Raw genomic sequence first — 24,276 nt, 5'->3', positions numbered from 1 at the left:
TATGCCCGGAATTCTATCTGATTTCACGAGAGAGTGTCTTGCCCTCCGGCAGCCTACCTACCAGGAGATAGAGAGGCGGCGCCTTCGAACGAGGCGTCCTTCTCCTCGGGGAGATGAGGAATGGCGAGAGTCTCGAGCGCGCATGCGACGCGCCGCACCATGCTTGCGGGAGGATTATGCGCGTGCTGTCTGCCCCGGGCGGGCTTCTCCGCGAGCAGCTTCAGGATGCAGGAGGTCGCGCCCGGCATTTTCCTGCGACGCGGCCTCGATGCCGACGCCACGCCGGACAATGCCGACGCGATCGCCAATATCGGCTTCATCGTCGGCAAGAAGGCCGTTCTGGTCACCGATAGCGGCGGAAGTCTCCCGGACGGCCAGTGGCTGAAAACGGAAATCCGTCGCGTCACGAAGCTGCCGATCGGCTATGTCGTCCTTTCGCATGTCCATCCGGACCATATTTTCGGCGCCTGCGCGTTTCTGAATGAAGCGCCGGAGTTCATCGGCCATCACAAATTGCCGGACGCCCTGCACATTCGCGGCGCGTTCTATCGGAAGAAATTGTCCGACGAGATCGGGGCCGCCGATGTCGGTCCATTGGTGACACCCACGCGCGTCATCGGTCCCGAAGGCGGCACGCTGGATCTCGGCGGACGCAGGATTACGCTGAGAGCCCATGGAACGGCGCATACGACGTGCGATCTCTCCTTCCTCGATCATCAGACCCGGACGTTATTTCCCGCCGATCTGTTGTTTGTCCGGCGTGTCCCCGCGCTGGACGGCAGTCTTTCCGGCTGGCTGAAGGAGCTGGGCACGCTCGAAACCCCGGATGCCGTCGCGTTGGTGCCGGGCCATGGGCCGCCGCTCGTCACGCCCGAGGCGATCGCCCCGCTGCGCCGGTATCTGGAAACGCTGCGCGACGAAACGCGGCTCGCCATCAGGAACGGCCGATCGCTCGATCAGGCGATCGATACCGTCGCTGCGGGCGAGCGGGGAAACTGGACCCTGTTCGACAGCTACAACGCCCGGAACGTGACCGAAGCCTACAAGGAACTGGAGTGGGAATAGGCCGTCCGTCACATCCGGAAGGGAGAATAACGTGAAGAAATATCTGTTCGTCAGTGCGATGCTGTGCGCCGCGATGATGTCCGCGTCCGCCCACGCGTCCGACGGCACCGAGCCTGACCGGGTGCAACGCTGGGCGGCTCTGAGTCACAGGATCTTCGGCGCCGCGCCGCTCAGCCCGGCGGGACCAGCCGTGACCCTCGACATGCCCGCGCAGGCCGACGATGCTGCGGTCGTTCCCCTGACGCTGCGGATCGATCCAGCGATTCATGCCGTGGGCGTGGATGTGATTATTGACGACAACCCTTCGCCTGTCGCCGCGAAAATCCATTTCGGCCCTGCCGCCGACCCGACATTGATCAAGCTCCAGGTCCGCATCGACGGTTTCACCAATGTTCATGCCGTCGCGCGGACCGCCGACGGAAGGCTGCTGGAGACATCGCGATTCGTGAAGGCGGCCGGCGGATGTTCGGGGCCGGTCGGACTGGGGGGAGACGACCCGATGCTCAATATCGGTGCGATGAAGATGCGATTCGACCCCGTGCCACAGCCGGACGGCGCGGCGGAAGCCACTCTGCTGATCAGACATCCCAACTATAACGGCATGCAGTTCGATCCAGTCACGCAGGGATACAAACCGGCTCGATATATCGACAAGACGAATATTCAATATGACGGCCGGACCGTTCTTTCCATGGAGACCGACATCTCGATATCCAGCAATCCGGAAATATCTTTTCTTTACAGGAAAGTGAAGGACGGTGCGTTCGACGTCCGGATCGCGGATACGAGAGGCGGAAGCTGGAACCATGTCTTCCCGGCGGACCGTTGAGACCGTTGCCGAGGGCCGGCGGGGTCGTTCTGGCGGCGTTTCTTTCGGCCTGTTTCCCCGGCGCGCTGGCCGCGCGGGCCGTGCCGGAGCCGGAAGGGATCTGGACCGGCGACATTCACGGGGCGCCTCCCGCGACCCTGCATGGCGCCAAACTCATCGACACGGAGGGTCTGGCGCGACTTCTGCCGGAAAAGCCTCTTCTGATCGATTCCTCCTCCGCCGATCACAAGCCGGATTCTCTTCCTCCCGGCAGCCTATGGATGCCCGTGCATCGCTCCATTCCCGGCGCGATCTGGTTTCCGGATGCGGGGTATGGCGATCTGCCGCCGCAGGCTGTCGCCGATTTTCTGAAACGCGTGAAGGCGTTGAGCGGCGGACGGACATCGACGCCGATCGTCAGCTTCTGCCATCCGCATTGCTGGCAGAGCTGGAATGTGGGGAAACGTCTGGTCGAGGCCGGATATACCGATGTGTATTGGTATTCCGACGGAATCGACGGATGGCGGAAGCAGTTTCCCGTGGCGAATGTCCTTCCGCAGGAAGGCTGGCCCTATCGGCGATGACCTCCGGCGCACCGCGCTGGGCCGTTTCTCGGCTCGCCATTCGATGGAGGCGACGCTCGCGGGGCTCTGCCCCGAACCCCGCCAAAGGGCGGTCGCCCTTTGGAAACCTTTTGATTGAGTTTATTGAAATTCATGGAGTGAAGGGGTTTTGCCCCTTTCGGATGCAGGGCAGAGCCCTGCATCGGCCTGCGTCGCGACTTCTGAAACAGTCTCTCAGCCGCCCGTGACCTGACGTTCCCAGTCCGGCAGGTTGTAGTAGTTGGAAATGCGCGCGACCTTGCCGTTCACGACGGTGAAGAACGCGCCCGCCGGAAGGACGTAGCGCTGTCCCCGGGCTTCGGGGAGGCCCTCATCGGTGGAGAGATAGGTGCCGTGAACGACGAACTCCGCCGCGGCGCGGCTGCCGTCGTCATTGACCATCACCACCACGTCGCGGATCTCTTCCTTGTAGCAGCGGTCCATGCGCTGGAGGAAGGCGCGGAACGGCGCGAGGCCGGTCTCGCTGCCGCCCTGATTGACGTCATGGACGACGTCCTCGGTCAACAGGGCAAGGAACGCCTCGCGATCGCCGCCGTTGAAAGTGTCGTAATAGGTCTTGATCAGCGTGCGCGTGGTTTCGACGGACATGAAAGTCTCTCCGCTCAGGGTCAGGACGAAAAGGAAAAGGGAAGGGTGGTCGCGCGCGGGACGGCGCGCGGCCAGTCGCGGCAGTTCCGCACCGCGCCGTTCTGCCGCACGTCTTCGAGCACGGTGGGATCGAGCGTCGCGACGGCCCAGCCGCCCGCGTTCAGCGGCCCCTCGGCGATGATGCCGTCCGACGGAAAACCGCGGTCGATCGGGCCGTAAATGCCCGCCTGCCCGCGATTCTCGTCCAGCGTCGCCAGCCAGGGCGCGTCTCCCACGGTCGGCGCGACGGCGACGAAGCACTGGTTTTCCAGCGCCCGCGCCTGCGCAGAGACGCGCACGCGGTTGAAGCCGTGCATCGTGTCGGTGCAGGTGGGCACGAGGATGAGCCACGCCCCGGTCTCGACCTGTGCGCGGGTGAGCATGGGAAACTCGGAATCATAACAGATGGCCGTGCCGATCATGCCCCAGGGCGTGTCGAAGACCCCCGGCGGCGCACCGGCCTGCACGCCCCACGCCTCGGTCTCGAAGCGTGTCATGACATGCTTGTCCTGTAGCGCGACGCGCCCGTCCGGGGCGATCAGCGGCGCGCGGTTGCGGACATAGCCGGGCTCCGGACGCGGCAGCGTGCCGGGCATGAGCCAGACGCCGTGCTTGCGCGCGGCGGCGATCATGATGTCGAGGATTTCGTCGCTCCGCGCGACGATCGCCGCAAGCTCCGCCGTGGGGTCGGCGGAGCCGCCGGTCAGCGCGGCGGCGGCCTCCATGCAGGCATATTCCGGCATCAGCAGGAGATCGGCCTGCCGCGCCCCTTCGGCGACCACGCGGTCGAGATGGGCGGCGTACTCGTCCATCGTGGCGATCCGCTCGACCGGCCACGCATAGGCTCCAAGACGCAGGGGCCGGGCGCCCAGACGCAGGGGAGCGGTCATGATGCCTCCATCAGTTCGTTCGGAAGAGCGCCGCCATCCAGCGTCCGCGCCCAGAAATCCAGAGTATGCGGCGTTTCGCCCGTCCCGCCCACCTCCTTCCACGGATATTCCATCGAAACCCCCGAAAGTTTGATGTACCCGCGCTTCGTCCAGAACGCGTCCAGAGGTTCGGCCCCCGCCGGACGGGCGGGATGATCGGCCGGGCGGCGCACGGCGCAGAAGGTCGCGATTCGCGCCCCGGCCTCGCGGGCCGCCGCCTCGCGCAGGGCGAAGAAGCGCACCCCCGCGCCCTGGCCGCGATAGGCGGGCAGCAGCACGGATTCGCCGAAATAGAAGATCGGATCGAGATCGAGCCCGCGCCGCACGAACGGCGCGCGCATCGCCTCCCCCTCATCCGCCATCGGCAGACAGGTGGAGGCGCCGACGATGGTCTCCCCGTCGCGCGCGAGGATCACCGCCGCCTTGGGGCTGCGGCGATAGACTTCCAGATAGCGCCGCTCATATTCCGGATCATCCCCATCATAGAGGTAGGGCCAGGCGCGGAACACGGCGATCCGCAGACGCGCCAGATCGTCCAGCACGGAATCGAGGCGGTCGCGCGGGCAGCGTTCGATCGTCAGGCGTCCCATCAGCCGTCAGTCTCCAGGAAAGACTTTCATATGAAAGGCAATAGTGTCTCGCGGATCATGCAAAATGGCAATTCTCCAGACGGCCCGGTCGCGTTCCGTCTGAATTCCAGCCCGGAAAGCGGGGCGCTCGATGCAGGGCTCTGCCCGGCACCGACCGGTCACGGCGCAGATTTCCCATGCACGGCGCGTCGTCCGAGGCTGAAGGCGAAACTCACCGCGAGATTGGCGAGCAGGGCCAGCAATCCGGTCGAGACCGCGTATCCCGCGCCCGCCAGGGTCAGGTGATGCACCGGCGCCAGCCCGTCATGAAAGCACAGCGCCAGCCCGAGTGCCGATCCAACGCCCCAGCCCAGCAGCAGCGCGCCGGGCCGCAATCGCAGCCTCGTCAGCCCCAGCACCAGGGCCGGGAAGGTCTGGAGAATCACGACGCCGCCGAGAAGCTGGAAATCGATGGCGAATCGCGCGTTCAGGCCAAGCACGCAGGCCAGCGCCCCGAACTTCACCGCGAGACCCGCGATCCGCATCCCGCGCAGCGACCCCGACAGCCCCGGCAGGATGTTCCGCGTCAGCAGATTCGCCGCCCCGATCGCCATGACCGACGCGGGCACCAGCGCGCCGACCGCGATCGCCGCGAAGCAGAACCCCGCGAACCAGCCTGGAAACAGACGCGCGAACAGCAGCGGCACCACCTGCGCCGCGTGCCGCGTCTCGATCCCCGCCGCATGGGCCATCAGCCCGAGCAGCGCGATCAGCCCCAGCAGGATCGTATAGGCGGGGAGAAACACCGCATTGGTGCGGATCGCATCCGCCGAGCGCGCGGCGAGAATACCGGTCAATGTGTGCGGATAGAGGAAGGCCGCCAGCGCCGAGGAGAGCGCCAGCGTGGCGTAGGGCATCGCCTGCCCCGGCTCCAGCATCGCGCCGCCTGTGCCTGATCCCGGCGCGGCGGCGAACACCGCCCCGTAGCCGCCGAGATGGATCGGCACGACGATCACCGCCGCGAACACCACCACATAGATCATCACGTCCTTGATGACCGCTGTGAAGGCGGGCGCATGCAGCCCGCCCAGCCATGTATAGGCCGCAAGCGCCGCGAAAGCCGCCAGCAGCGGCAGCAGCCCCGGCAGCCCCAGCGCCTCCATCACCGACCGGATGCCGATGAGTTGCAGCGCGATATAGGGCAGGATCGCCAGCAGCCCGCTCACCGCGACCGCCAGCTCCAGCGCCCGGCTGCCGAAGCGCCCACGCACGATATCCGCCGCCGTGTCGTGCCCTCCCGCCCGCGCGACCGTCCAGAGTCTGGGCATCACGGCATAGACGAAGGGATAGACGATCACCGTATAGGGGAGCGCGAAGAACCCGTACGCCCCCGTCGCATAGACCAGCGCCGGAACCGCGATCACCGTATAGGCGGTATAGAAATCCCCGCCGACCAGAAACCACGTCACCCACGCGCCGAAATGCCGTCCGCCCAGCCCCCATTCCTGGCTGGCGGACCCCGGTCCGCGGCCCGAGGCGAGCCACCCGCGCCAGAGCGACACCGTGCTGCCCAGCAGGATCGTCACCGCGAAGAAGACGAGAAAGACCCCGATCGCCGGCGTCATGCCCGGCGTTCCAGCGCCCAGGCCAGCCGGATCAGCACCGCCGTCACGGGAATCCAGGCGAACTGATACCAGTAGAAGAACGGGAAGCCGAACAGCGCGGGGCCGCGCCGGTCGTAGAACGGCACCCAGAGCAGTCCGATCACAGGCGCCAGCAGAAGCGGCCAGCCGCGTTTCATTGCGCGCTCATTCCCTTGTTCATGTGTCATGATCGCCCATGCCATATTTCGCGCCTCGGGACCAACCCGTCTTTTCGCCGGTCGTGAAGATCGGATTGCCGGACCTCATTTGTTTAAAGTCAGCGGGTTCCAAGGGGCGACCGCCCTTTGGCGGCTGCGGCGCGGAGCCCGGCGTGGCGGTGTCGAAATTCAAACTGAAACGCCACCGGGACACAACGCCGCTTGCCGCGTCGCTTCCGACACGGCAGGAAGACAGGAGACCGATCCTCCAGCCCGCCGGACATCCGCCCATGACCGAAGTGACCTCCGACGTTTTCCGCCTCGCCATGGCGCATTTCGCCACGGGAGTCGCCGTCGTGACCGCTGAGGGCGAGCAGGGGGAACAGGGCGCGACGATCAGCGCGCTCAGCTCCGTCTCGCTCGATCCGCTGACCCTCCTGATCTGCGTCAACCGCGCCAGCGCCACATGCCGCGCCGTGGAGCATGCCGGACGCTTCGCCCTCAGCATCCTCTCCCGCGAACAGGAGGCCGTCGCCCGTCACTTCGCGCTCCCCTCCGGCGGCAAGGACGACGCCGTGCCGATGCACCGCCATGAGGACGGGCGTCTTTTCGTGAAGGACGCGCTGGTGGAGATCGGCTGCACGGTCGTCGAGACCCTGCGCGGCGGCACGCATGAGATCTTCCTCGCCCGCCCCGATCACATCACGATGAACTCGCGCGCCGACGCCGCGCCGCTGCTCTATTTCCGCGGCAGCTTCTCGCTGTCCGGCTGAACCCCCGGCCGCGCCACGTCTCAGCCGTGCGAGAGATCGTTCAGCGCGTCCATCTTGTCGGCGATCATCGCGAGAGATTCACGCAGCGTCTTCGACAGACCCGAGTCGTGCAGGAGGGATTCGAGATCGCGCCGCACCTCCGCGATCAGGTTGATCAGTGCGATCTGCCGTTCGTCCTCGAATTCCCTCACCGCTCTTCTCCCGCCTCGGCCCGGTAGCGTATCAGAATACGGCCAAACGGCCATTTGAAAAGAGCGAAGGCGCACCCCGACGACGCGCCCCCTGCGTCCGTATCATGATGCCCTGTCGAGCCAGGCCGAGATGGCCGCCGCCGCCGCGTGGCCGGTCGAGAAACAGGCCTGAAGGAGATATCCCCCGGTCGGCGCTTCCCAGTCCAGCATTTCTCCGGCCGCGAAGACGCCGGGGCGGTCGCGGAGCATGAAATCTTCGTCCAGCGCGTCGAAACGCAATCCGCCCGCCGTGGAAATGGCGCGATCCAGCGGCTCGGGCGCGACGAGTCGCAGCGCGGCGGATTTGATGCGCCGGGCGAGGGATGCGGGATCGGCCACGTCCAGCGGCCCATCCGGCGCGACTCCCGCCAGCAGCACGGCACGTGCCGGCGGGGTCAGGGCCGCGCCCTTGCGGAGACGGTTGGCGAGGCTCTCGCGCGGGCGCACACGACCGAGGCGCGCGGCGATCGCGGCCTCGTCGAGACCGGGTCGCAGATCGAGCCGCAGGATCGCCGCGCCGTCGCGCGCGATGGCGTCGCGAATCCGGGGGGACAGAGCATAGAGCGGCGCGCCTTCGACGCCGTGGCGCGTGAAGGTCAGATCGCCCTGCGTGGTCGCGCCATCGAAGCGCAGGGTCACGGTCTTGAGAATGTCGCCCTCCCGGCGCAGACTCTCGGCCTCGGACCAGTCCGGGAGAAACCCGCAATTCGACGGGCGGAATCCGGTCAGATCCCCGGGCGAGAAAAACCGCGCCCATTGTCCGTCGGAGCCGAGGCGCGACCATGACGCGCCGCCCAGCGCCAGGAGCGTGGCGTCGGGACGACACGTCACCTCGCCCTCCGGCGTGGCGAAGCGGAGCGCGTCGCCCGCCCAGCCCAGCCAGTCATGGCGCGGCGAGAAGCGCACGCCGAGCGCCGTCAGGCGGCGCAGCCAGGCGCGCAGCAACGGCGAGGCCTTCATCGCCTCGGGAAAGACCCGCCCGCTGCTGCCGGTAAAGCAGGGCTGGCCCAACGCTTCCGCCCAGCGGCGCAGGGCCTCGGGCGGAAAGGCGCGGAGCGCGGGTTCGAGGACCGCGCGGGCGGGGCCGTAGCGATCGAGGAAACGGTCGAGCGGTTCCGCGTTGGTGAGATTCAGGCCGCTCGCCCCGGCCATGAGGAATTTGCGGGCGGGCGCGGCCATCCGGTCGAACACGCGGACGCGGCGCCCGGCTTCCGCAAGGCGCAGGGCGGCGAAGAGACCGGCAGGCCCCGCGCCGATGACGGCGACGGAAGCGGAATCGCCCGGGGTCGGCGCGGAAAGGACTGGATCGGACGCGGACATCGTTGCAACCATCATTGCAACTCTGTGGCTGCTCCGGCGTCGTTTGCCAACCGCCCTTCGACGCCTGCGAGACAGGCGCGTTCAGGATCTCCGATGATCGATCTCAACACAACGACTCTCGCCGACCTGCATCCTTCGGTCGAACGGTTCCATTATGACCGGGCCGCCGTCTCGCCGGGGGTCGTGCATCTCAGCGTCGGCAACTTCCACCGCGCGCATCAGGCCTGGTATTTCGACCGGCTGCTGGGCTCGCCCGGTCATGAGGGCTGGGGCATCTGCGGGGTCGGGCTGATCGACGACGAGACGGAGCGGCTGAAGCTCGACGCCTTCCCGGCGCAGGACGATCTCTACATCCTCACGCAATACGCGCCCGACGGCGGCGTGACGCATCGGGTCATCGGCAGCATCGTGGGCTATCTCTTCGCCCCCGGCGATCCGGAGGCCGTGCTGGCGCGCATGGCCGCGCCGGAAACGCGCATTGTCTCCATGACCATCACCGAGGGCGGATACAATCAGGACCCCGCGACCGGATCGTACCGTCTGGACGCGCCGCTGACGCGGGCCGAGCTTGCGGAGCCATCCCGTCCCCGTTCGGCCTTCGGCTTCATCGTCGAGGCCCTGCGCCGGCGGCGGGACACCGGGATCGCGCCATTCACCGTGCTGTCCTGCGACAATCTGCGCGGCAACGGCGCGGTGGCGCGCCGGGCGGTCCTCGCTCATGCCGCGGCGCTGGACGCGGATCTGGCGCGGTGGATCGAGGCGCATGCGACCTTTCCGTCCTGCATGGTGGACCGCATCACCCCCGCCGTGCTGAAGGAGGATGCCGAGCGAGTGAATGCGGAATGCGGCGTCAATGAACGCCTGCCGGTGATCTGCGAGACCTTCGCCCAATGGGTGATCGAGGACCATTTCTGCAACGGGCGGCCGCCGCTGGAAGAGGTCGGCGTCCAGTTCGTCGCGGATGTGCACCCGTTCGAGACGGCGAAGACGCGGATGCTGAATGCGGGGCATTCGGTGCTGGGCTATCCGGGCCAGCTCGCCGGGCTGGAAACCGTCAAGGAGGCGATCGACCACCCCCTGATCCATCGCCTCGTTCACGATGTCATCACCCATGACGCGATTCCGGTGCTCGAACCGCCGCCGGGCATCGATCTGGCGGCCTATCGCGATTCCATCATCGCGCGTTTCGGCAATCCGCATGTGGGCGACCGGCTGCCGCGCATCACCGGGGACGGGGCGAGCAAGCTGCCGACCTTTCTCCTGCCGACTCTCGCCCTTCAGTTGGAACGCGGCGGGGAGACAGGACGGCTGGTCTTCGTGATGGCGTGTTTTCTGCGCTATCTCGGCGGGCGGGACGATCTCGGGCGGGACTTCACGCCGCAGGAGCCCCATCTGACGGCGGAGCAGATCGCGCTGGCGCGCGATCCCGCACGGGCCCTCCTGTCGCTGCCGATTTTCGCCGATCTGAAGCTGACGGCGGACTCTCCTTTCGTCGCCGCCACCGTCGCCTGTGTGCAGGCGCTGGAACAACGCGGCACGCTGGCGGTGTTGGACGATGTGCTGTCAGGGATCGGGGTGCTGTCAGGGATCGGGCGCGCCGAAAGGGAAGAGAAATGAGCCTGTCGCCGCTTCGTTTCCGTCTGCTTCCCGCTTTGCTCGCGCTCGCCGCGCTGGTCCTCCCGGCCGCGCCGCGCGCTCAGCCGCTTCTGGCGCGGGAGGGCAGTCTTCCCGCGCTGGACGGCGCGACGGGCTGGCTGAACACGCCGCCCCTGACCCGCGCGGCGCTGCGCGGGAAGGTCGTCCTCGTCGATTTCTGGACCTATTCCTGCATCAACTGCCTGCGCGAACTGCCGACGGTCGAAGCATGGTCGGAGAAATACAAGCCGTACGGGCTGGTCGTCATTGGCGTCCACGCGCCGGAATTCGCCTTCGAGAAGAAGCTCGACAACATCAAGGCCGCCATCAGCCGCTACCACATCACCTTTCCGGTCGCGGTGGATAACGACATGGCGATCTGGAACGGCTTCGACAATCAGTACTGGCCCGCCGCCTATCTCGCCGATGCGAAGGGCGTCATCCGCTATCACCATTTCGGCGAGGGCCAGTACGACCGCACCGAGCGGGCGATCCAGACCCTGCTGCGCGAGGCGGGTGCGACCGGCGTGCCGGACACGCTGGTCGCGGCGGACGGCACGGGCGCGCAGGCGGAGGGCGATTTCGCAGACATGCTCTCCCCCGAGACCTATATCGGCTATGCGCGCGCCCGGCATTTCGCGTCCACGGGCGGTATGGTGCAGGATTCGGCCAACGAGTACCTGACCGACGCGGCCGGACTCGGGCTGAACGGCTGGGGCCTGACGGGACTCTGGACGGTCGGCGCGGACGACGCCGTGCTCGACCGTCCGGGCGGGGCCATTCTTTTCCTGTTCCACGCCCGCGATCTGCATCTGGTGCTCGGTCCCGGGCCGGACGGCAAGCCGGTGCGGTTCCGCGTCACCATCGACGGGCGGCCGCCGGGGATGCAGCATGGCGTGGACACGGACGCGGCGGGGAACGGCATGGTGGCGGGGCAGCGTCTCTACCAGCTCGTGCGCCAGACCGGCCCCGTGACGGATCATCTCTTCCGCATCGACTTCCTCGATCCGGGCGTGCAGGCGTTTTCCTTCACCTTCGGCTGAGGCCGAGCCGCTCGATCTCCCGCACCCGCGCGAGGATGGCGCCGACATCGACGGGACGGGCGAAACCCGTCTCGTGGCTCTCCGCCTCCACGCCGCTCGGGATGAGGTCCGCCCAGTAATGCAGGCCGCCCTGATGCGCCATGACGGCGAAGCAGGGATTGACGTGATGGCTCGGCACGAGCTCGTACACCAGCGTGCCGGGCGCGCACCAGGCGATGTTGGCCAGCCCCGCGCCGAGAAAGCCGACGACCATCTCCGCCTCGCGGAACAGCCGGATCTGCGCCGTGACGGAGAGTGTCTCCGGCAGCACGCAGGTGAACCCGCATGCGGCCAGCCGGGCTTCCAGTTCAGCCTCGTTCGGCACATGCCGGTTGGTCTGGCCGCCGCGCCCGATATAGAGTTTCCTCCCTCCCGGGCGATTCCCGCCCGCGGCGCGCACCATGCGTTCGTAAGTCGCGCGGGAGCGGGCCGAGACGGCGAAATCGGCCGTCCCGCGCACGTAATCGCAATAGAACGCGCGCCCGAACATGCGCTGTTCGCCATAATCGATCCGCGGCTGAACGTCCGGGTCGAGCCCCAGCAACGCCACCGTTTCACGCTGCCAGGGTTTGAGATGGGCCGGCAGCAGCACGGAGGCGGGCACCCCGTGATCCTCGATCCCGTGATCCTCGATCATTGTGCCGAGTGTGGGAAGCGTATGGGCGACCCAGTGATAGTAGTTCTGGTCCCAGTGATCGAAGCACAACGTCACCGGACCGCACTGCCGTTGCGCGTCCCTCCGCATCCGCAGGGCGGCGAGACGCGCGGGCTCCTGCACATAGGCCGTTTCCCGGATCAAGGCGGCCGGCCCCCCGAAAAACGGACGGCGGAGGAGCGTCATCGTGTCCCGGTCGAGCAGGACACGCTTCAGGGCATAGCGGAAAATCTCGACGGAAAGGCTGCGATAGCCCAGAAACGGATTGGCTTCCGCCCGGTCCAGGAGCGCGGGGGGAAGCGTCGCGATCTCCGTCGCGGAACATGTCTCGACATGTTCGCGCAGGGTGCAGACGGTCTCGAGGCTGGTTGTCCGCATGTCAGAAGCCGGTCGAAACTGTTCCCACCATGGTGACGCAGGGTGACCATAAGGGAATTGTCGCAGCCCGTATAGGAGGGCAGGGCTGGACCGGCATGAGCATTCCCGGATTTCTGCGCGCCCGGCCTGCCCGCGCTTCTGGTCCCGATCCCCGAAGCTGAGAGAGTGTTTCAGACGTCGCGACTTACGTCGATGCAGGGCTCTGCCCCGCGCCAGCAAGGGAAAAACCCCTCTACTCCATGAATTAATCAAAGGGCTTCCAAAGGGCGACCGCCCTTTGGCGGGTCCGGGGCAGAGCCCCGGCAGCGTCGCCTCCATGACCCAACGACTTTCGGGACAGCCTCTGGACAGTCGCCGGTGTTCCGGCCGGTGGTGCGTATGGAGTGCGGATGAATATGACGTCACGGCCAAATAATCATGTCCTCCATCTCCCCGACGGACCGAAACGTCAATTTCACCTCATATGATTCCGTCCCGGTCGACACTGCCGTGTCCCGTGATCGCTCCCGCAATAATCCCCAGCGCCCGCCCGAGTTCGTCCCGGTCTTCCGGAGCGCCCAGACAGAGCCGCAGCCCTGTATCTGCCTGAGGAGAAACCGACGATGCATCCGGCGGTGTGACCTCTACGCCGGCGCGGAGCAATCGCGCCGTCACCCGCTCCGCTTCGAGCGCGGACATCGGCAGCCACGCATGAGGCGAATGTGAGGCGCCGGGACGCGCGATGAACGCCCCCAGCATCGAGCGCGCCAGATCCCAACGCGCACTGGCCTCCGCTTGCACCGCCTGGGCGATCGCGTCGATCCGACCATCCGCGACCCATTGGCTGAACACGAGCGCTCCCAGGGCGGGCGGGCAATAACCCAGGGCACGAATACCCCGCATGAGTCGCTCCCGCGGCAGGTGGGGCGGAAGAGCCAGAAACGCCAGCCGGAATCCCGGGCAGACCCCTTTTGAGAGGCTGGCAAGATACAGTGTCCGGTCAGGTGCGTAGGACAGGATTTGACGCGGGCGTTCGGAATACGCGTAATAAGCATCGTCCTCCAGAATCAGGAGATCACGCGCCCGTGCGACCGCCGCGATCTCCTGCCGGCGTTGCTCGGACATCGTCCGCGTCGTCGGATTGTGAAGGGTCGGCAGCGTGAAGAGCAGAGTGCTGCCGGTTTCCGCTGCTGCCCGGTCGAGAGCCTCTGGCAGCAGCCCGTCATCATCCATCGCCACGCCCCGCAGTTTCAGGCCGAGATGGTCTGCCGCCATACGGGCGCCGTAAAACGTCGAGGACTCACACAGAACGGTATCGCCGGGAGAACAGAACGACGAGAAAACCAGCGCAATACCGTGCTGGCCGCCGTTGCACTGGATCAAATGCCCCGCATCGAAATCCAGTCCATAGTGCCGGGCGATCCACTGTGCTCCGGCGGCTCGCACATGCGGCAATCCGGCCCCTTGAATGTAGTGCACCGCGGGGTCCAGCGCCCCGCGCGCCATCAATGTAGCCAGAGCGGTCTTCAGTTCCGGCATCAGGGGAACGGGTGGGGGCGTGTTGCAGCGCAGATCGATGACGCCGCTTCTGCCTTGTCCCATAGCCGTTCCGCGTTCGACCGCAGGAACGTCCGGAACGGCCGGCAGGACACCCCGGACGAACGACCCTCGTCCGACATGGGCCGACAACAATCCCCTCCGTTCCGCTTCCGCATAAGCCCGCGTCACGCTCCCTACGCTCACCCCCAGCCGAAAGGCCAGATCGCGCTGGGGCGGGAGCTTGGCGCCAGGGGCGAGCAGCCCGGTCTGGATATCGCGCGCCATTGTCAGGACGAGCCGTTCATACAGCGGCAAGGGGCCGGATTGGAGGTCAGGGTGCCACATCTCCGGCTCCGTCGGTTCGATTGGAATAGGACAATATAGAGATTGAACTCTTTTCCGGAGCTGTCAATCTAGAATAATCGAATCGATTCGTCTCTATTGTACTATAACAATAAGGACCGACCTATGTCCCAATCCGTCTCGGACATCCCCTGTCCGAAAGCTCATACTCATGCGTCCCGGCATATCCGCGAATGGACGGGAGCCCTGTGTATCGCCGGAGCAATCCTGGGTGGCCTCGTCATGCTCATGGCCATGCAAGGACCTGCCTTGGCGGAGGACGCGGACGAGCGCGTCGAACGGATTTCAGTTCCCTATGTTGCGGCAGATCTGAGCGATCCCGTCCGCGCTCGGCAGCTCCTGACGCGGATCGACAAGGCGGCGCTGAAAGCCTGCGGCGACATGGAGGGCCTGTCGATCCCGACGCAGGACGTCATCGAATGGTCGAACTGCCATCATGAAAGCTTCGCCCGGGGGGTAGCTGCCGTCCATAGCCCCACACTGACACGTATGGCCGACGCACTCGATCCATGGATCGGCCCGACAGCGCACGGGCCCTGACGATCGCCCCTGCCTCACTTGATCTCCGGCGGTGTCCAGTCCGTTCCCCAGCGGCTTCGTTCCTGTCCCATGACGAAGTGCAGGCTGTGTCCGGCCATGATGTCCCGCCAGCGCAGAACCGGCGTCCGGAGCGGCCCAGGCGCCGTCGCTGGTGCGGGCCTGCATGAATCCGGTCGCGGGATTGAAGATCGCGTGATAGGCGAGAGAGCGGCGCAGATAGAACGCCTCGTCCGTTCGCCGCCCGACGGCCTTGGCCACCTGCGCCACGCACCAGTCGTCATAGGCGTCGTCTCGTGCCTCTCCTGATGCAAGCGTAAAACGCTCAATCCACCGGCACAAAACCGTATCAAGTCCAGAATGGAATCACAGAGCGAAGCACAGAACCAGAGGGTTTTTCGAACCCTCCAGCCGGATGCGTTCGGCCGCTGCTGGGTGTGCGCATGTTTATAGACAGTTTATCTGAACAGTTAATCTTTACAGTCTGACTGTTTATATGATATCGACGACGCATGAATATCGAGGCTCCCCACGATCAAACCGCTCGCGTCTCCGCCTTGGCGCAGGACATTCGCTCCCTGCTGAGCAAGTTAAAGCGCCGGCTGCGCGACCAGGCGCATGTCGGGGATCTGACGGCGTCGCAGACTTCTGTGCTGCTGCGCCTGGAGAAGGATGGCCCTGCCACGGCGTCGAGCCTTGCTCGCGCGGAAGGAATCCGCCCGCAATCGATGGCTCCCGTCATTGCCGCACTGGAGAGCGCCGGATTCGTGAGTGGCGCGCCGGACCCGGCTGACGGACGACAGACCCTCCTCTCGCTCACGGAAGCCTGTCGGCAGTGGGTCGAAGAAGGACGTGCCGCGCGACATGACTGGCTGGTCCGCACGCTTCAGGCGCGACTCACGCCTGAGGAGCAGGACGAAGTCGCGAAAGCGATCGGATTGCTCCGGAAGCTGGTCGATGACTGAGAGCGTTTCGCGCGCTTGCACCAACCAGAACGTATCATGACATCCAGAAGGATAATCCATGACGTTAACCACGCTGGACCCGAATACGGCCCTGATCGTCGTCGATCTGCAGAAGGGGATTGTGAACCTGCCGGTCGCCCATTCCATGGACAATGTCATCGAGCGGGCCCGCGCACTGGCTGATGCTTTTCGCGAGCGCAGCCTGCCGGTCGTGCTGGTCAATGTCGCAGGCGGCGCTCCCGGCCGCACGGAACAGCCGCGTCAAACGCGATCCTTTCCGGAGGGATGGACCGACCTCATCCCTGAATTGAAGCAGCAACCGACCGACATCTTCGTGACGAAGCTGACCTGGGGCGCATTCGCCAGCACCGATCTCGAAGCGCAGTTGAAAGCGCGCGGGGTCACGCAGGTGGTGATCGCAGGCGTGGCGACCGGGACCGGCGTCGAGGCGACCGCGCGGCAGGCTTACGAAGCCGGCTTCAACGTCACGCTCGCCGTCGATGCCATGACAGACACGCGTCCCAAGGCCCACGACTACAGCATCTGCAATGTCTTCCCGCGTCTCGGCGAGACGGGTTCGACAGCGGAGATCATAGGTTTTCTGCCAGCGAGGAGCGGCTGATATGCATTGGCTTTCACTTGGGTCCTACGTCTTCGGGGGCGCCTTCCTGACGAATGCCATTCCCAAATGACCATGCGATGCGCTCGTAGAGTGCCGTAGCGCTTTCTCAACGGACGCGAATGTCTATGGTCGCATGGGCGTTCCCGGCATCTGCCAAGGTGATATGAGCGAAGCCCGGCGCGTCGGGTGTCCAGGCCGGTTGTGCGCCGGGCGGCACGTTCAGCGGGATGCCGTTGACATACCAGCGATAGGGTGGATGACCGCCAGCACCTTCCAGCCCGACGGGGACCATGCTGCCGTCGGAAGAGCGGCTTTCTATCTCGGCGCGATCGCGTGGGAAAATGATCTGCGGCGCTCGCCCGTGCGGCAAGGCGCGGAGCGCGGGAGAGAGGGCGGCGAGCGCGCGATGAGGCTCGACCTGAGGTGCTTCCTCCCGGGTCGGTGCCGGTGCAAGCAGCGACAGAACATCCGCGAGCACCGGGCCTGCCGTGTCGCGTCCTGTCAGGCCGGGAGAGGCGGTGCCGTCAGGGCGTCCGGCCCAGACGCCGATCGTGGCCCGAGGCGTGGAAGCCATCGCCCAGCCGTCCCGATAACCATAGGAGGTGCCTGTCTTGAAAGCGACGTCGCCCCAGTTGGTAACGCCCTCGGGCGGCGCCGTGTCACGCAGGATGGCGCGGATGTCGGCAGCCGCGCGAGGAGACAATAACCTCGTTTCGGGCGCGGTCCCGCCCGATTCGACACGAAGCGGCGCGACGCGGCCGCCATGGTCGAGCGCGGCATAGAGCGTGGTCAGATCACGGAGCGAAAGACCGACGCCGCCGAGGACGATGGCGAGGCTGGGCGCGGTTTGCGTCCCGTCCGGAGTTTTCGGCAGATGCAAAGGCACGCCGTTGGTGGAAAGCCGTTCCTGGAAGCGGGTCGGCCCGATTTTCTCCAGAGCCTGAATGGCCGGGACATTGAGCGAGAGCTGGAGCGCCTCGCTCACGGTGGTCTCCCCGCGAAACGCGTGGTCGAAGTCGAGCGGGGCATAGCCGCCAATGGCCAGGCGGCTGTCGCGTACGCGTGTGCGAGGCGTCATCCATCCCTTTTCGAACGCCATGCCATAGACGAAGGGCTTGAGGGTGGAGCCGGGCGAGCGTGGCGTGAGCACGGCGTCGATCGCGGAGCCCGGTGCCGGATGTTCCGCTCCGCCGACCCATGCGAGGATGCGCCGGTCGTGGTCGGCGACGAGCGTGGCGAAGGTTCCGCGCAGCGGTGCGGTGCGGTTCGCAAGAACCTGCCGGACGCTGCGTTGCAGATGGGCGTCGAGCGTCGTGGTCACGACGCCACGACGTCCCGCGCTGAGAAAATGTCCGATCAGTTCGGGTGCATCATGGGGCACGCCTTGCGTGTCTGGTGTCGGCCACGCGATGGGGAGAGGTGCGACGCCGCCGCGTTGGAGCGTGCGTCGGGCGGCGGCCATCAGGGCCTCGGGGTGGCGCCGGGGCCAGAAAGCGGCAGGTCGTCGGGGCAACGTCACCAGGATGGCGGCCTCGGCGGGAGAGAGCCTCCCCGGCTCATGGCCGAAATAGAGCAGCGACGCCGCCCGTATGCCTTCGATGTGACCGCCTTCAGGGGCAAGCGTGAGGTAGAGATCCAGCACGCCGCGCCGTCCGAAGCGCCATTCGAGCTGGAGCGCGCGGAGCATGTCGCGGAGCTTGCCTGTCCATGTATGGCGATGCGGCGTGAGCAGCCGCGCCGTCTGCATCGCCAGTGTCGAACCGCCCGAGACGATATGTCCGCGTCGGGCCAATTGCCAGACCGCGCGGAGGAGCGCCTGCGGATCGACGCCCGGATGCTCGTCGAAGCGACGATCTTCCGTCGCCATGAGAAGCGCGAGATAGGCGGGATCGACGTCGGATGACGTGACGGGCAGACGCCACATGCCGTCACTGCTGGTATGGGCATCGAGCGGCGTATGGTCGCTTGCCTGCAAGAAGAGACTCATCTGTCGGGCGCGATGCAGGTCGGGCGGATCGAGACGGTCGAGGATGAGCAGCTCGGCCGTCACGACGCCGAGAAACCCGAGGCAGATCGCGCCTCGTCTCACGAAAGGGCGACGCGGGTTCAATGGGGGGCGATCTCGATCGATCCCGACGCGGTGCGGGCCATGAGGCTTGGCCGGTAACGCGCGCTGACGACGGCTTCGGGCAGGGCGAAATGGCCCGGCGTGGTAGCCCGCACCATATAGGCGACGTGGAAACCGCGCGCCGCCAGCTCGGGACTGCGCGTGCTGAAGCGCAGCACGGCGCTGAAGCGGTCGTCCAGCGCGGCGGCGTGTTCCGTCCGGCTCAATATGCCGAGAAAGGCGTAAGGCGGTTTCGTCCTGTCGTCCTCGGCATCACGTCCATATCGCCCCTCGGGCGCGGCGTCCTCGGGCGAAACGACGCTTTCGATCTCCCATCCGGCGGGAAGCAGGCTTGTGACGACAACCTGATAATTGCCGGGGTTGAGCGCCGTACCCCTGAGGCTGACGATGAAGCGGTCGTTCTGCTTCATGTGCGTCAGATCAAACGGCGCGCCGCCTAGGGTGAACCCTTTCATTTCCAGCGTCAGCCCGTTGGCGAGAGGCTGGACGTTTCCGGCCGGTTCGCCGTGCAGGGTCAGGGTGCTGAACAGCGTCTTGCGGCCGGTGTTCTCGATCGGAATGCCTCTTTCGAGCGCGGCGGGCTTGAATGGATAGATCAATGGCAGGTGCAGCGGCGTCGCGTCGGCCTGTCCCCGCACGCGGACGCTCTGGCCTGCCGTATCCGCGTTCATGGCGCTCGCGGCTTCAAGCAGCGCCGTTTTGGTGACGTTCATCAGATCGTCATACGCCAAAGTGAGCTTCCCGAACCGATCGACGAGCAGGCGTGTCCGCCGGTCGTCATGCGCTTCCGCCGTCAGGGCCGCGAGGCCCGCCAGATCGCGCACATAAGTCCAGTATTTATAGTCCCAGAGATCCGGCTTGCCGGCGCGCGGGGGCCCCAGCGCGGCGATGGCGGCGTCGAATAATGCGGCTGGCGAGGTGGCGCTGTCATCATCCGGCGCGTCATCAAGCGCCAGCGCCACGGCGAGGTGACCCAGAGCCAGCGGGCGAGCCTGCGCGTTGGACCCCGCCGTGCCCGCCCAGACATAGCTGACATGCCCGCCATCCTGTCGTGCGATCAGCGACGCCGCGAGATCCCGCATGCCGTCGGGATGGAGACGACCCGCCCGCGCCAGCACATAGGTGGCATAGGCGCGCGTGTTCAGCGTCGCGGCCCGCGTTTCTCTGTCCGCGTCGTCGCCATCGGAGGAAAGGGACTGCACCTGTTCGCTCTCGATCTGGTCGAGCAGCAGACCGAGCCGGTCCTCCGGCACGTCATATCCGGCGGCTTTCGCGCGGATCAGGAAATCGGCGAGATAGTCCTGATCGTCGGGCAGGCTGCGGCCGTCGGAGCGCTCCCATTGCCCGATCTCGCCGGAAGGGTTCTGCCGGTCAAAAAGCGTGTCGATCACCGATTGGATGTTTTTGTGCAGATCGTCCCTGGTCTCGTGCATGCCGAGCCAAGCCGGAGTGGTGACCTGCAGCAGCGCGCGGGCCTGCGCGGCCAGAGTGCTGGAATCGCCCCAGAGGCTGGATTGCAGGGACTGAAGCAGGCCGATCGTATCGATCCCGCCGGATGCGGAGATGCCGAGCGTGACCTGCGTGTCCGCCGGGTCAAACCCCGCAAGGGCAGTAGCGCCCCATGTCTGATGATCGCCGGGCTGAAGCAGGACGCTCCGCGTGACTGTCACGGGGACATGGGCCAGCCGGATGCCGATTGGCCAGCTTCGCGTGAGAAGCGGAGCGGACGACCCGGCGCGACGTAATGCGAGATGGACATGCGCGACGGCCGAGCGCCCGGCCAGGCTTGGCATGGCGGTCAGCGGAACACGCAGATCGGCCCGGTCGCCGGATTTGACGGTGGCGCCGATCATGGCCGGTCCGGCGACGCGGAGCGGTCCGTCCGTCGTGACCTGCACGTCATAGCGTGCCGCCGGGCCGTCGACATTGACGATTGAAACGAGCGCCTGTGCCGTGTCGCCGGGAGCGAGGAAGCGTGGCAGTCCCAGATCGGGGAAGACCGGATCGCGCGTCGTGATGTCGCCCTGCGCATTGCCGACGGCGTCCTCGCTCCAGGCCGAGGCCATGAGATGAAGCCGGCCGTCGAAATCCGGCACCTCGAACGAGACGCTGCCATGCCCGGCAGGATCGAGCGCGACGGGACCATCGAACAATGCGACGCTTTCCGTCGTGCGGACTGGCGGCCCGTCCGCGCCGCTATCCGCGGCAGAGCCATCGCCGCCCGCGCGGATGTGACCTGCTTTCGCATCGCTGAGCAGGAGCGCTCCGTAATTGTCCAGCATGTCGAGCCCCAGACGCCGGCGGCCGTAAAGGGCGTCGAACAGGTCCAGCGGCTTGAAATGCGTGAGGTTCAGGATGCCCTGATCCACGGCGGCCACGGCGATCCTGACATGATCGACCGACGTGCCTTGCGCGGCATGGACCGTGACCGGGAGGGTGATCCGGCGACGCGGCACGACCGTTTCCGGCGCGTCAAGCGCCACGTCCAGACGGTGCCTGTCCTGATTTACACCGATCCACGCAACGCCGACCGCGCGGACGGGATCATGCGGGCGCAAGCCGGAAGGGCCGTTCAGCGGGCGATAGAGCGTCACCAGCGCATAGGCGCCGGTATCCCAGTCCGGCGTGGCGGTGACGGGGATATCCAGCCCTTCTTTCGGCACGCCCACAAAGCGGGTGCTCAGCACGCGGTCGGTCGCGAGCGTCACTTGCGCCTGACCGGCGAAGCCGCCGCTGATGTGAATGATCGTCTGACCCCCCGGCGCGATCTGCGGGTCTCGCACGCTGAGCGGCAGACGGTCGGGCGTGCTGGCGTCTCCGCCACCACCCCATCCGACCTGAAAATGCAGTGAGGTGCCGGTTGCGCCGCCGTTTTCGGCAGGCATGGCGCTGAGGCGATATTCGCCCCAGCCCAGCATCGGGGTGATGCGCGCCATGCCGCGCGCGTCGGTCGTGAGATCGCCGGAGCGCATGGGCACGTCAACAGTATGGCTACTGAAGGTCCAGCCATTATCGGACGTATGCGACCAGTTATAAATCCGGTTGATTCGCGCAAGGGTCCAATGAATTTTCCCGATGGCGATCGGGCTATTATCCGGCGCGAAGCTTGCCAGATCTATCGGAATGGCTGCGCTGCCCGCGTCGGCGGAGGCATCCGCCGCGACGTGCAGACCGATCAGCGGCGCCGTCCGGCGGACGGGGATCGTCAGGTGTTCGCCCACGCGCCGCCCCATGGGGTCCAGAAAACCGGCGCGGACGTCGATATCGAGGGGGCGGGTAAGGCCCTGAGGGATATCGGGCGTGAAGGCGAGGCGGGCATGACCGTCGCGATCGGTCGGAACGGCGCCGATGTCGCCGCTGCCTGACGGGATGTCCTCGTTTTCGAAGCCGAAAGCCCAGCCTTTATGGCCGGGAACCGGATCGGCCGCGGGCACGATCCGATAGGAACTGTCACTTTTGAGTCCCGCGCCGGGCGCTCCGTAAAGGAAGCGTACCGTGGCGTCGATCGTGATCTCCTGACCGATCGTGGCGAAGGCAGGCGGCTTGAAGTTGGCCTCGATGACGGGCGGCACGAAATCCTGCACCTCGAAACGGGCGGAGCCGATGGGGGGCAAGGAGGGATCGAGCAGGATATCCGTCCGCCAGAGCCCCGTGGGGGCGCTGGCGCTCAAAGGCAGCGTGACGGCATAGCCGCCTTCGGCCTCGCCGGTCAGTTGAATGCGCCGTTCTTCCATCATATCCGGCCGGCGCAGAACAAGGGTGGGGCGCGCGTTGTCGAGGGCATTGCCGGCGCGGTCGCGCAGCAGGGCGAGGAGATGCACGGTCTCGCCGGGACGGTAGATGCCGCGATCCGGCTGCAGGAGGGCGCGATTGCCGCCCGGTGGCCCGCTATCTGCGCCGTCAACATGATGCTCGGAAAAATCGAACCACTGACGATCCAGGAGCAGGAAGCCAAAATCGTCTCCCTGGCTTGCAAGGAGAATCAAAGGACGGTCGGCCATCGTGCCGCGCAGCAGCGGCGCGTCGAAATGGCCGAGGCCGCTGGCGTCGGTTGTGACGCTGCCCAGAACGCCGCCGTCACGCGCCCGGAGCGTGAGGTTCACGCCTGCGGCAGGCTGGCCGCTCATCAGGGATCGCGTGCTGACGGTCAGGCCGTCCTCGCCGCGAAGCATGGTCAGGCCGAGATTGCTGAGATTGACCCAGTGGGCGGCAATCATCTGGCTTTGCGGCCCGTCCGGGTCGTCGTCCCGCCCCTTGAGCGCTGTTTCGACGGGACTTTTTTCCCGTGCGATCGCGGCGTTCTCGACGGTCACGAGGTAAAGCCCGGGCTGTCCCGTTCCGATGGTGTCCGCGAGAGGAAAGGCCGTCGTGGTCGAGTGGTCCGGGACGCTGTCGATGGTCATGGTGCCGTGCCAGACTTCGCGCAGGCTGGTGTCCAGCAGATGCCGGAATGCCCAGGGCTGGAAGCTGGTCTGGCTGAGGTTCAGGTCGGTGCTGTCGATGCCGGTGAGCCCGGGAAATTGCCGATGGGCGCTCAGGCGAAAGACATGCACGCGGACTGTCGCCACATTGACACTCTCGACGGCCAGGCCGGTCACGTGTCCGGGCGCGCGACCGGGCAGGATGAAGCCGTCACCGGCGAAGGCGACGCTCGACTCGCGTCGTCCAAATCGGGCGTTCAGAACGAGAGGGGCGGCGAGATGTCGACCGTCGGTCGAGGCAAAAGCGGGATCGACCGTCACGCGATAGGCCTGTGCGAAGGCGAGATCGCCAAGGCAGAATGCGCTGGCCTCGATACGAGGCGTGAAGGGGACTTCCGGGGAGAGATGGACGAAATGCGCGAGCGTCGACGTGTCCCGCGCGTTCAGGTTCTGATCGAAATGCAGGCAGATTTCGGGGCGTTCACCCGTCGCGTCAAGAGATGTCCGCTGGAAGGCAAGAGGCGGTACGGGCGGGGGGGCCGCGCGGCTGCCGGAGGAAAAAAGAAAGGCCGAGAAGGCAGCGATACTTAAAGACGGGAACAAAAAACGGCATGAAAATGACATATTCAAACCCTGAGCGCCTTTCGGCTGGAGTATAACATCCGTGACGTTCGGAAAGCATGAAAATTTCGAAGTCTGCATGAAGCGATCAACACACGTTCCGTTTATTTCAAAATAAAACGCATAGCTTCCAGGTGTTTAGCCCGCATTTCTCACACGAGTAGGTGCATCGGGCTCTGAAATCGGCGAAAGTTCTTGTTGGAAAAGGAAAATCCGCGAGCGAGATCGGAGACCCGATGCAGACAGAGTGTAGCGCAGGCCATCTGGCTTTTGGATAGGTTTCCGGATGCAGGGGTGTCCGCCGTCAGGACCTATGGGACGGAATTGGCGGATTGGATAAAGGAGGCTTTCTGGCTCATTGTAATGACGAAGGAGTGAAGCATGAGCCGGAAAGCCTTGCCGGAGACGCGTTCTGGGGAGCGATTGATCCGCGATATCCGTCGGGCGACGCGCCGGCAGTATTCAGCGGAAGAGAAGATCCGCATTGTGCTCGATGGCCTGCGGAATGCTCTGTCCGTCGTCGAAAGATTTGGGAGTTTGGATGGTGTGAGATAACGGAGGAACTGGCCCCTCTGGTTATGCTGTTTAGGCGGCACGCTGCTGATG

At 65.8% G+C, this 24,276-nt stretch carries 20 protein-coding genes and 2 pseudogenes; 10 read left to right on the top strand and 12 right to left on the bottom strand.

What is annotated here, in order from left to right; genetic code table 11:
- Positions 1 to 120 precede the first annotated feature (120 nt).
- The 3 genes from EDC31_RS14980 to EDC31_RS14970 are packed head-to-tail and all read left to right on the top strand — an operon-like array spanning position 121 to position 2,457.
- Positions 121 to 1,065: a quinoprotein relay system zinc metallohydrolase 2 gene (locus tag EDC31_RS14980; RefSeq protein ID WP_042059918.1), complete on the top strand. Its 945-nt coding sequence runs from the start codon at positions 121 to 123 to the stop codon at positions 1,063 to 1,065.
- A gap of 31 nt (positions 1,066 to 1,096) precedes the next feature.
- Positions 1,097 to 1,894 (top strand): quinoprotein dehydrogenase-associated SoxYZ-like carrier, encoded by a 798-nt coding sequence (locus EDC31_RS14975; protein WP_052512003.1) that lies wholly within the window; start codon positions 1,097 to 1,099, stop codon positions 1,892 to 1,894.
- Between the two features lie 5 nt (positions 1,895 to 1,899).
- A complete protein-coding gene (locus EDC31_RS14970) occupies positions 1,900 to 2,457 on the top strand; it encodes a rhodanese-like domain-containing protein (RefSeq protein WP_052512005.1) in 558 nt (185 codons plus the stop codon).
- A gap of 213 nt (positions 2,458 to 2,670) precedes the next feature.
- Here EDC31_RS14970 and EDC31_RS14965 read toward each other — a convergent pair whose 3' ends face one another.
- The 5 genes from EDC31_RS14965 to EDC31_RS14945 form a co-directional block, all read right to left on the bottom strand.
- Positions 2,671 to 3,084 carry a ketosteroid isomerase-related protein gene (locus tag EDC31_RS14965; RefSeq protein ID WP_042059920.1) on the bottom strand — a complete coding sequence of 138 codons (414 nt, stop codon included), beginning with the start codon at positions 3,082 to 3,084 and terminating at the stop codon, positions 2,671 to 2,673.
- 20 nt (positions 3,085 to 3,104) lie between these two features.
- Positions 3,105 to 4,013 (bottom strand): carbon-nitrogen hydrolase family protein, encoded by a 909-nt coding sequence (locus EDC31_RS14960; RefSeq protein ID WP_042059922.1) that lies wholly within the window; start codon positions 4,011 to 4,013, stop codon positions 3,105 to 3,107.
- Entirely contained in the window at positions 4,010 to 4,642 is a 633-nt protein-coding gene (locus tag EDC31_RS14955; RefSeq protein ID WP_042059924.1) for a GNAT family N-acetyltransferase, read from the bottom strand. The genes EDC31_RS14960 and EDC31_RS14955 overlap by 4 nt, the downstream gene beginning before the upstream one ends.
- A 158-nt stretch (positions 4,643 to 4,800) precedes the next feature.
- Positions 4,801 to 6,246, bottom strand: a complete 1,446-nt coding sequence (locus tag EDC31_RS14950) for a sodium:solute symporter family protein (protein ID WP_042059926.1) — start codon at positions 6,244 to 6,246, stop codon at positions 4,801 to 4,803.
- Positions 6,243 to 6,422 (bottom strand): DUF3311 domain-containing protein, encoded by a 180-nt coding sequence (locus EDC31_RS14945; RefSeq protein ID WP_042059927.1) that lies wholly within the window; start codon positions 6,420 to 6,422, stop codon positions 6,243 to 6,245. Before EDC31_RS14945 ends, EDC31_RS14950 begins: the two co-directional genes overlap by 4 nt.
- 290 nt (positions 6,423 to 6,712) lie before the next feature.
- On the opposite strand from EDC31_RS14945, the gene EDC31_RS14940 reads away from it, so the two are divergent.
- The gene (locus EDC31_RS14940; RefSeq protein WP_042059930.1) at positions 6,713 to 7,195 is read left to right on the top strand and encodes a flavin reductase family protein; all 483 of its coding nucleotides are present in this window, start codon (positions 6,713 to 6,715) and stop codon (positions 7,193 to 7,195) included.
- Between the two features lie 20 nt (positions 7,196 to 7,215).
- On the opposite strand, the gene EDC31_RS17820 is transcribed toward EDC31_RS14940, so the two are convergent.
- Both EDC31_RS17820 and EDC31_RS14935 read right to left on the bottom strand, forming a co-directional pair.
- Positions 7,216 to 7,386 (bottom strand): hypothetical protein, encoded by a 171-nt coding sequence (locus EDC31_RS17820; protein WP_164468404.1) that lies wholly within the window; start codon positions 7,384 to 7,386, stop codon positions 7,216 to 7,218.
- 102 nt (positions 7,387 to 7,488) lie between these two features.
- Positions 7,489 to 8,745 carry a TIGR03862 family flavoprotein gene (locus EDC31_RS14935; RefSeq protein WP_042059933.1) on the bottom strand — a complete coding sequence of 419 codons (1,257 nt, stop codon included), beginning with the start codon at positions 8,743 to 8,745 and terminating at the stop codon, positions 7,489 to 7,491.
- A gap of 93 nt (positions 8,746 to 8,838) precedes the next feature.
- Here EDC31_RS14935 and EDC31_RS14930 point away from each other — a divergent pair, with 93 nt between their 5' ends.
- Both EDC31_RS14930 and EDC31_RS14925 read left to right on the top strand, forming a co-directional pair.
- Positions 8,839 to 10,362, top strand: coding sequence for a mannitol dehydrogenase family protein (locus tag EDC31_RS14930; protein WP_042059935.1), 1,524 nt, complete (start codon positions 8,839 to 8,841; stop codon positions 10,360 to 10,362).
- Positions 10,359 to 11,423, top strand: a complete 1,065-nt coding sequence (locus EDC31_RS14925) for a thioredoxin family protein (protein ID WP_052512007.1) — start codon at positions 10,359 to 10,361, stop codon at positions 11,421 to 11,423. The genes EDC31_RS14930 and EDC31_RS14925 overlap by 4 nt, the downstream gene beginning before the upstream one ends.
- On the opposite strand, the gene EDC31_RS14920 is transcribed toward EDC31_RS14925, so the two are convergent.
- Both EDC31_RS14920 and EDC31_RS14915 read right to left on the bottom strand, forming a co-directional pair.
- Positions 11,410 to 12,495, bottom strand: coding sequence for a glycosyltransferase family 61 protein (locus EDC31_RS14920; RefSeq protein ID WP_052512009.1), 1,086 nt, complete (start codon positions 12,493 to 12,495; stop codon positions 11,410 to 11,412). The two genes, EDC31_RS14925 and EDC31_RS14920, sit on opposite strands and share 14 nt — an antisense overlap.
- Before the next feature lie 459 nt (positions 12,496 to 12,954).
- A complete protein-coding gene (locus EDC31_RS14915) occupies positions 12,955 to 14,358 on the bottom strand; it encodes an aminotransferase-like domain-containing protein (protein WP_042059937.1) in 1,404 nt (467 codons plus the stop codon).
- 123 nt (positions 14,359 to 14,481) lie between these two features.
- Here EDC31_RS14915 and EDC31_RS14910 point away from each other — a divergent pair, with 123 nt between their 5' ends.
- Complete coding sequence (locus tag EDC31_RS14910; RefSeq protein WP_042059939.1) at positions 14,482 to 14,916, top strand: UrcA family protein; 435 nt, start codon at positions 14,482 to 14,484, stop codon at positions 14,914 to 14,916.
- 135 nt (positions 14,917 to 15,051) lie between these two features.
- Here EDC31_RS14910 and EDC31_RS18555 read toward each other — a convergent pair.
- Positions 15,052 to 15,255: pseudogene (locus EDC31_RS18555) on the bottom strand (glycoside hydrolase domain-containing protein); the annotation flags it as partial.
- A gap of 170 nt (positions 15,256 to 15,425) precedes the next feature.
- Here EDC31_RS18555 and EDC31_RS14900 point away from each other — a divergent pair.
- Positions 15,426 to 15,878: a MarR family winged helix-turn-helix transcriptional regulator gene (locus EDC31_RS14900; protein WP_042059941.1), complete on the top strand. Its 453-nt coding sequence runs from the start codon at positions 15,426 to 15,428 to the stop codon at positions 15,876 to 15,878.
- 58 nt (positions 15,879 to 15,936) lie between these two features.
- Complete coding sequence (locus tag EDC31_RS14895; RefSeq protein ID WP_042059943.1) at positions 15,937 to 16,500, top strand: isochorismatase family protein; 564 nt, start codon at positions 15,937 to 15,939, stop codon at positions 16,498 to 16,500.
- Between the two features lie 106 nt (positions 16,501 to 16,606).
- Here EDC31_RS14895 and pbpC read toward each other — a convergent pair whose 3' ends face one another.
- On the bottom strand, positions 16,607 to 18,589 hold the full coding sequence (gene pbpC, locus EDC31_RS14890) for a penicillin-binding protein 1C (protein ID WP_132127142.1): 1,983 nt from the start codon (positions 18,587 to 18,589) through the stop codon (positions 16,607 to 16,609).
- Between the two features lie 17 nt (positions 18,590 to 18,606).
- The gene (locus tag EDC31_RS14885; protein WP_042059945.1) at positions 18,607 to 23,673 is read right to left on the bottom strand and encodes an alpha-2-macroglobulin family protein; all 5,067 of its coding nucleotides are present in this window, start codon (positions 23,671 to 23,673) and stop codon (positions 18,607 to 18,609) included.
- A gap of 378 nt (positions 23,674 to 24,051) precedes the next feature.
- Between EDC31_RS14885 and EDC31_RS17815 the strand changes: the two are divergent.
- Positions 24,052 to 24,195 (top strand): annotated as a pseudogene (locus EDC31_RS17815) (IS3 family transposase); the annotation flags it as partial.
- Positions 24,196 to 24,276 lie beyond the last annotated feature (81 nt).

It is taken from the genome of Acidomonas methanolica (genome assembly GCF_004346035.1).
GTDB classification, from domain to species: domain Bacteria; phylum Pseudomonadota; class Alphaproteobacteria; order Acetobacterales; family Acetobacteraceae; genus Acidomonas; species Acidomonas methanolica.
The sequence above is the reverse complement of the archived record's forward strand: the minus strand, read 5'-3'. Positions and strand labels throughout refer to the sequence as shown.

What these genes read in the sequence shown, in the direction of transcription:
- EDC31_RS14925 (WP_052512007.1), top strand. Translation starts at nt 10,359, where the DNA reads ATGAGCCTGTCGCCGCTTCGTTTCCGTCTGCTTCCCGCTTTGCTCGCG.
- EDC31_RS14950 (WP_042059926.1), bottom strand. Translation starts at nt 6,246, where the DNA reads ATGACGCCGGCGATCGGGGTCTTTCTCGTCTTCTTCGCGGTGACGATC.
- EDC31_RS14920 (WP_052512009.1), bottom strand. Translation starts at nt 12,495, where the DNA reads ATGCGGACAACCAGCCTCGAGACCGTCTGCACCCTGCGCGAACATGTC.
- EDC31_RS14940 (WP_042059930.1), top strand. Translation starts at nt 6,713, where the DNA reads ATGACCGAAGTGACCTCCGACGTTTTCCGCCTCGCCATGGCGCATTTC.
- EDC31_RS14980 (WP_042059918.1), top strand. Translation starts at nt 121, where the DNA reads ATGGCGAGAGTCTCGAGCGCGCATGCGACGCGCCGCACCATGCTTGCG.
- EDC31_RS14965 (WP_042059920.1), bottom strand. Translation starts at nt 3,084, where the DNA reads ATGTCCGTCGAAACCACGCGCACGCTGATCAAGACCTATTACGACACT.
- EDC31_RS14895 (WP_042059943.1), top strand. Translation starts at nt 15,937, where the DNA reads ATGACGTTAACCACGCTGGACCCGAATACGGCCCTGATCGTCGTCGAT.
- EDC31_RS14910 (WP_042059939.1), top strand. Translation starts at nt 14,482, where the DNA reads ATGTCCCAATCCGTCTCGGACATCCCCTGTCCGAAAGCTCATACTCAT.
- EDC31_RS14930 (WP_042059935.1), top strand. Translation starts at nt 8,839, where the DNA reads ATGATCGATCTCAACACAACGACTCTCGCCGACCTGCATCCTTCGGTC.
- EDC31_RS14885 (WP_042059945.1), bottom strand. Translation starts at nt 23,673, where the DNA reads ATGTCATTTTCATGCCGTTTTTTGTTCCCGTCTTTAAGTATCGCTGCC.
- EDC31_RS14945 (WP_042059927.1), bottom strand. Translation starts at nt 6,422, where the DNA reads ATGAAACGCGGCTGGCCGCTTCTGCTGGCGCCTGTGATCGGACTGCTC.
- EDC31_RS14900 (WP_042059941.1), top strand. Translation starts at nt 15,426, where the DNA reads ATGAATATCGAGGCTCCCCACGATCAAACCGCTCGCGTCTCCGCCTTG.
- EDC31_RS14955 (WP_042059924.1), bottom strand. Translation starts at nt 4,642, where the DNA reads ATGGGACGCCTGACGATCGAACGCTGCCCGCGCGACCGCCTCGATTCC.
- EDC31_RS14935 (WP_042059933.1), bottom strand. Translation starts at nt 8,745, where the DNA reads ATGTCCGCGTCCGATCCAGTCCTTTCCGCGCCGACCCCGGGCGATTCC.
- EDC31_RS14915 (WP_042059937.1), bottom strand. Translation starts at nt 14,358, where the DNA reads ATGTGGCACCCTGACCTCCAATCCGGCCCCTTGCCGCTGTATGAACGG.
- EDC31_RS14960 (WP_042059922.1), bottom strand. Translation starts at nt 4,013, where the DNA reads ATGACCGCTCCCCTGCGTCTGGGCGCCCGGCCCCTGCGTCTTGGAGCC.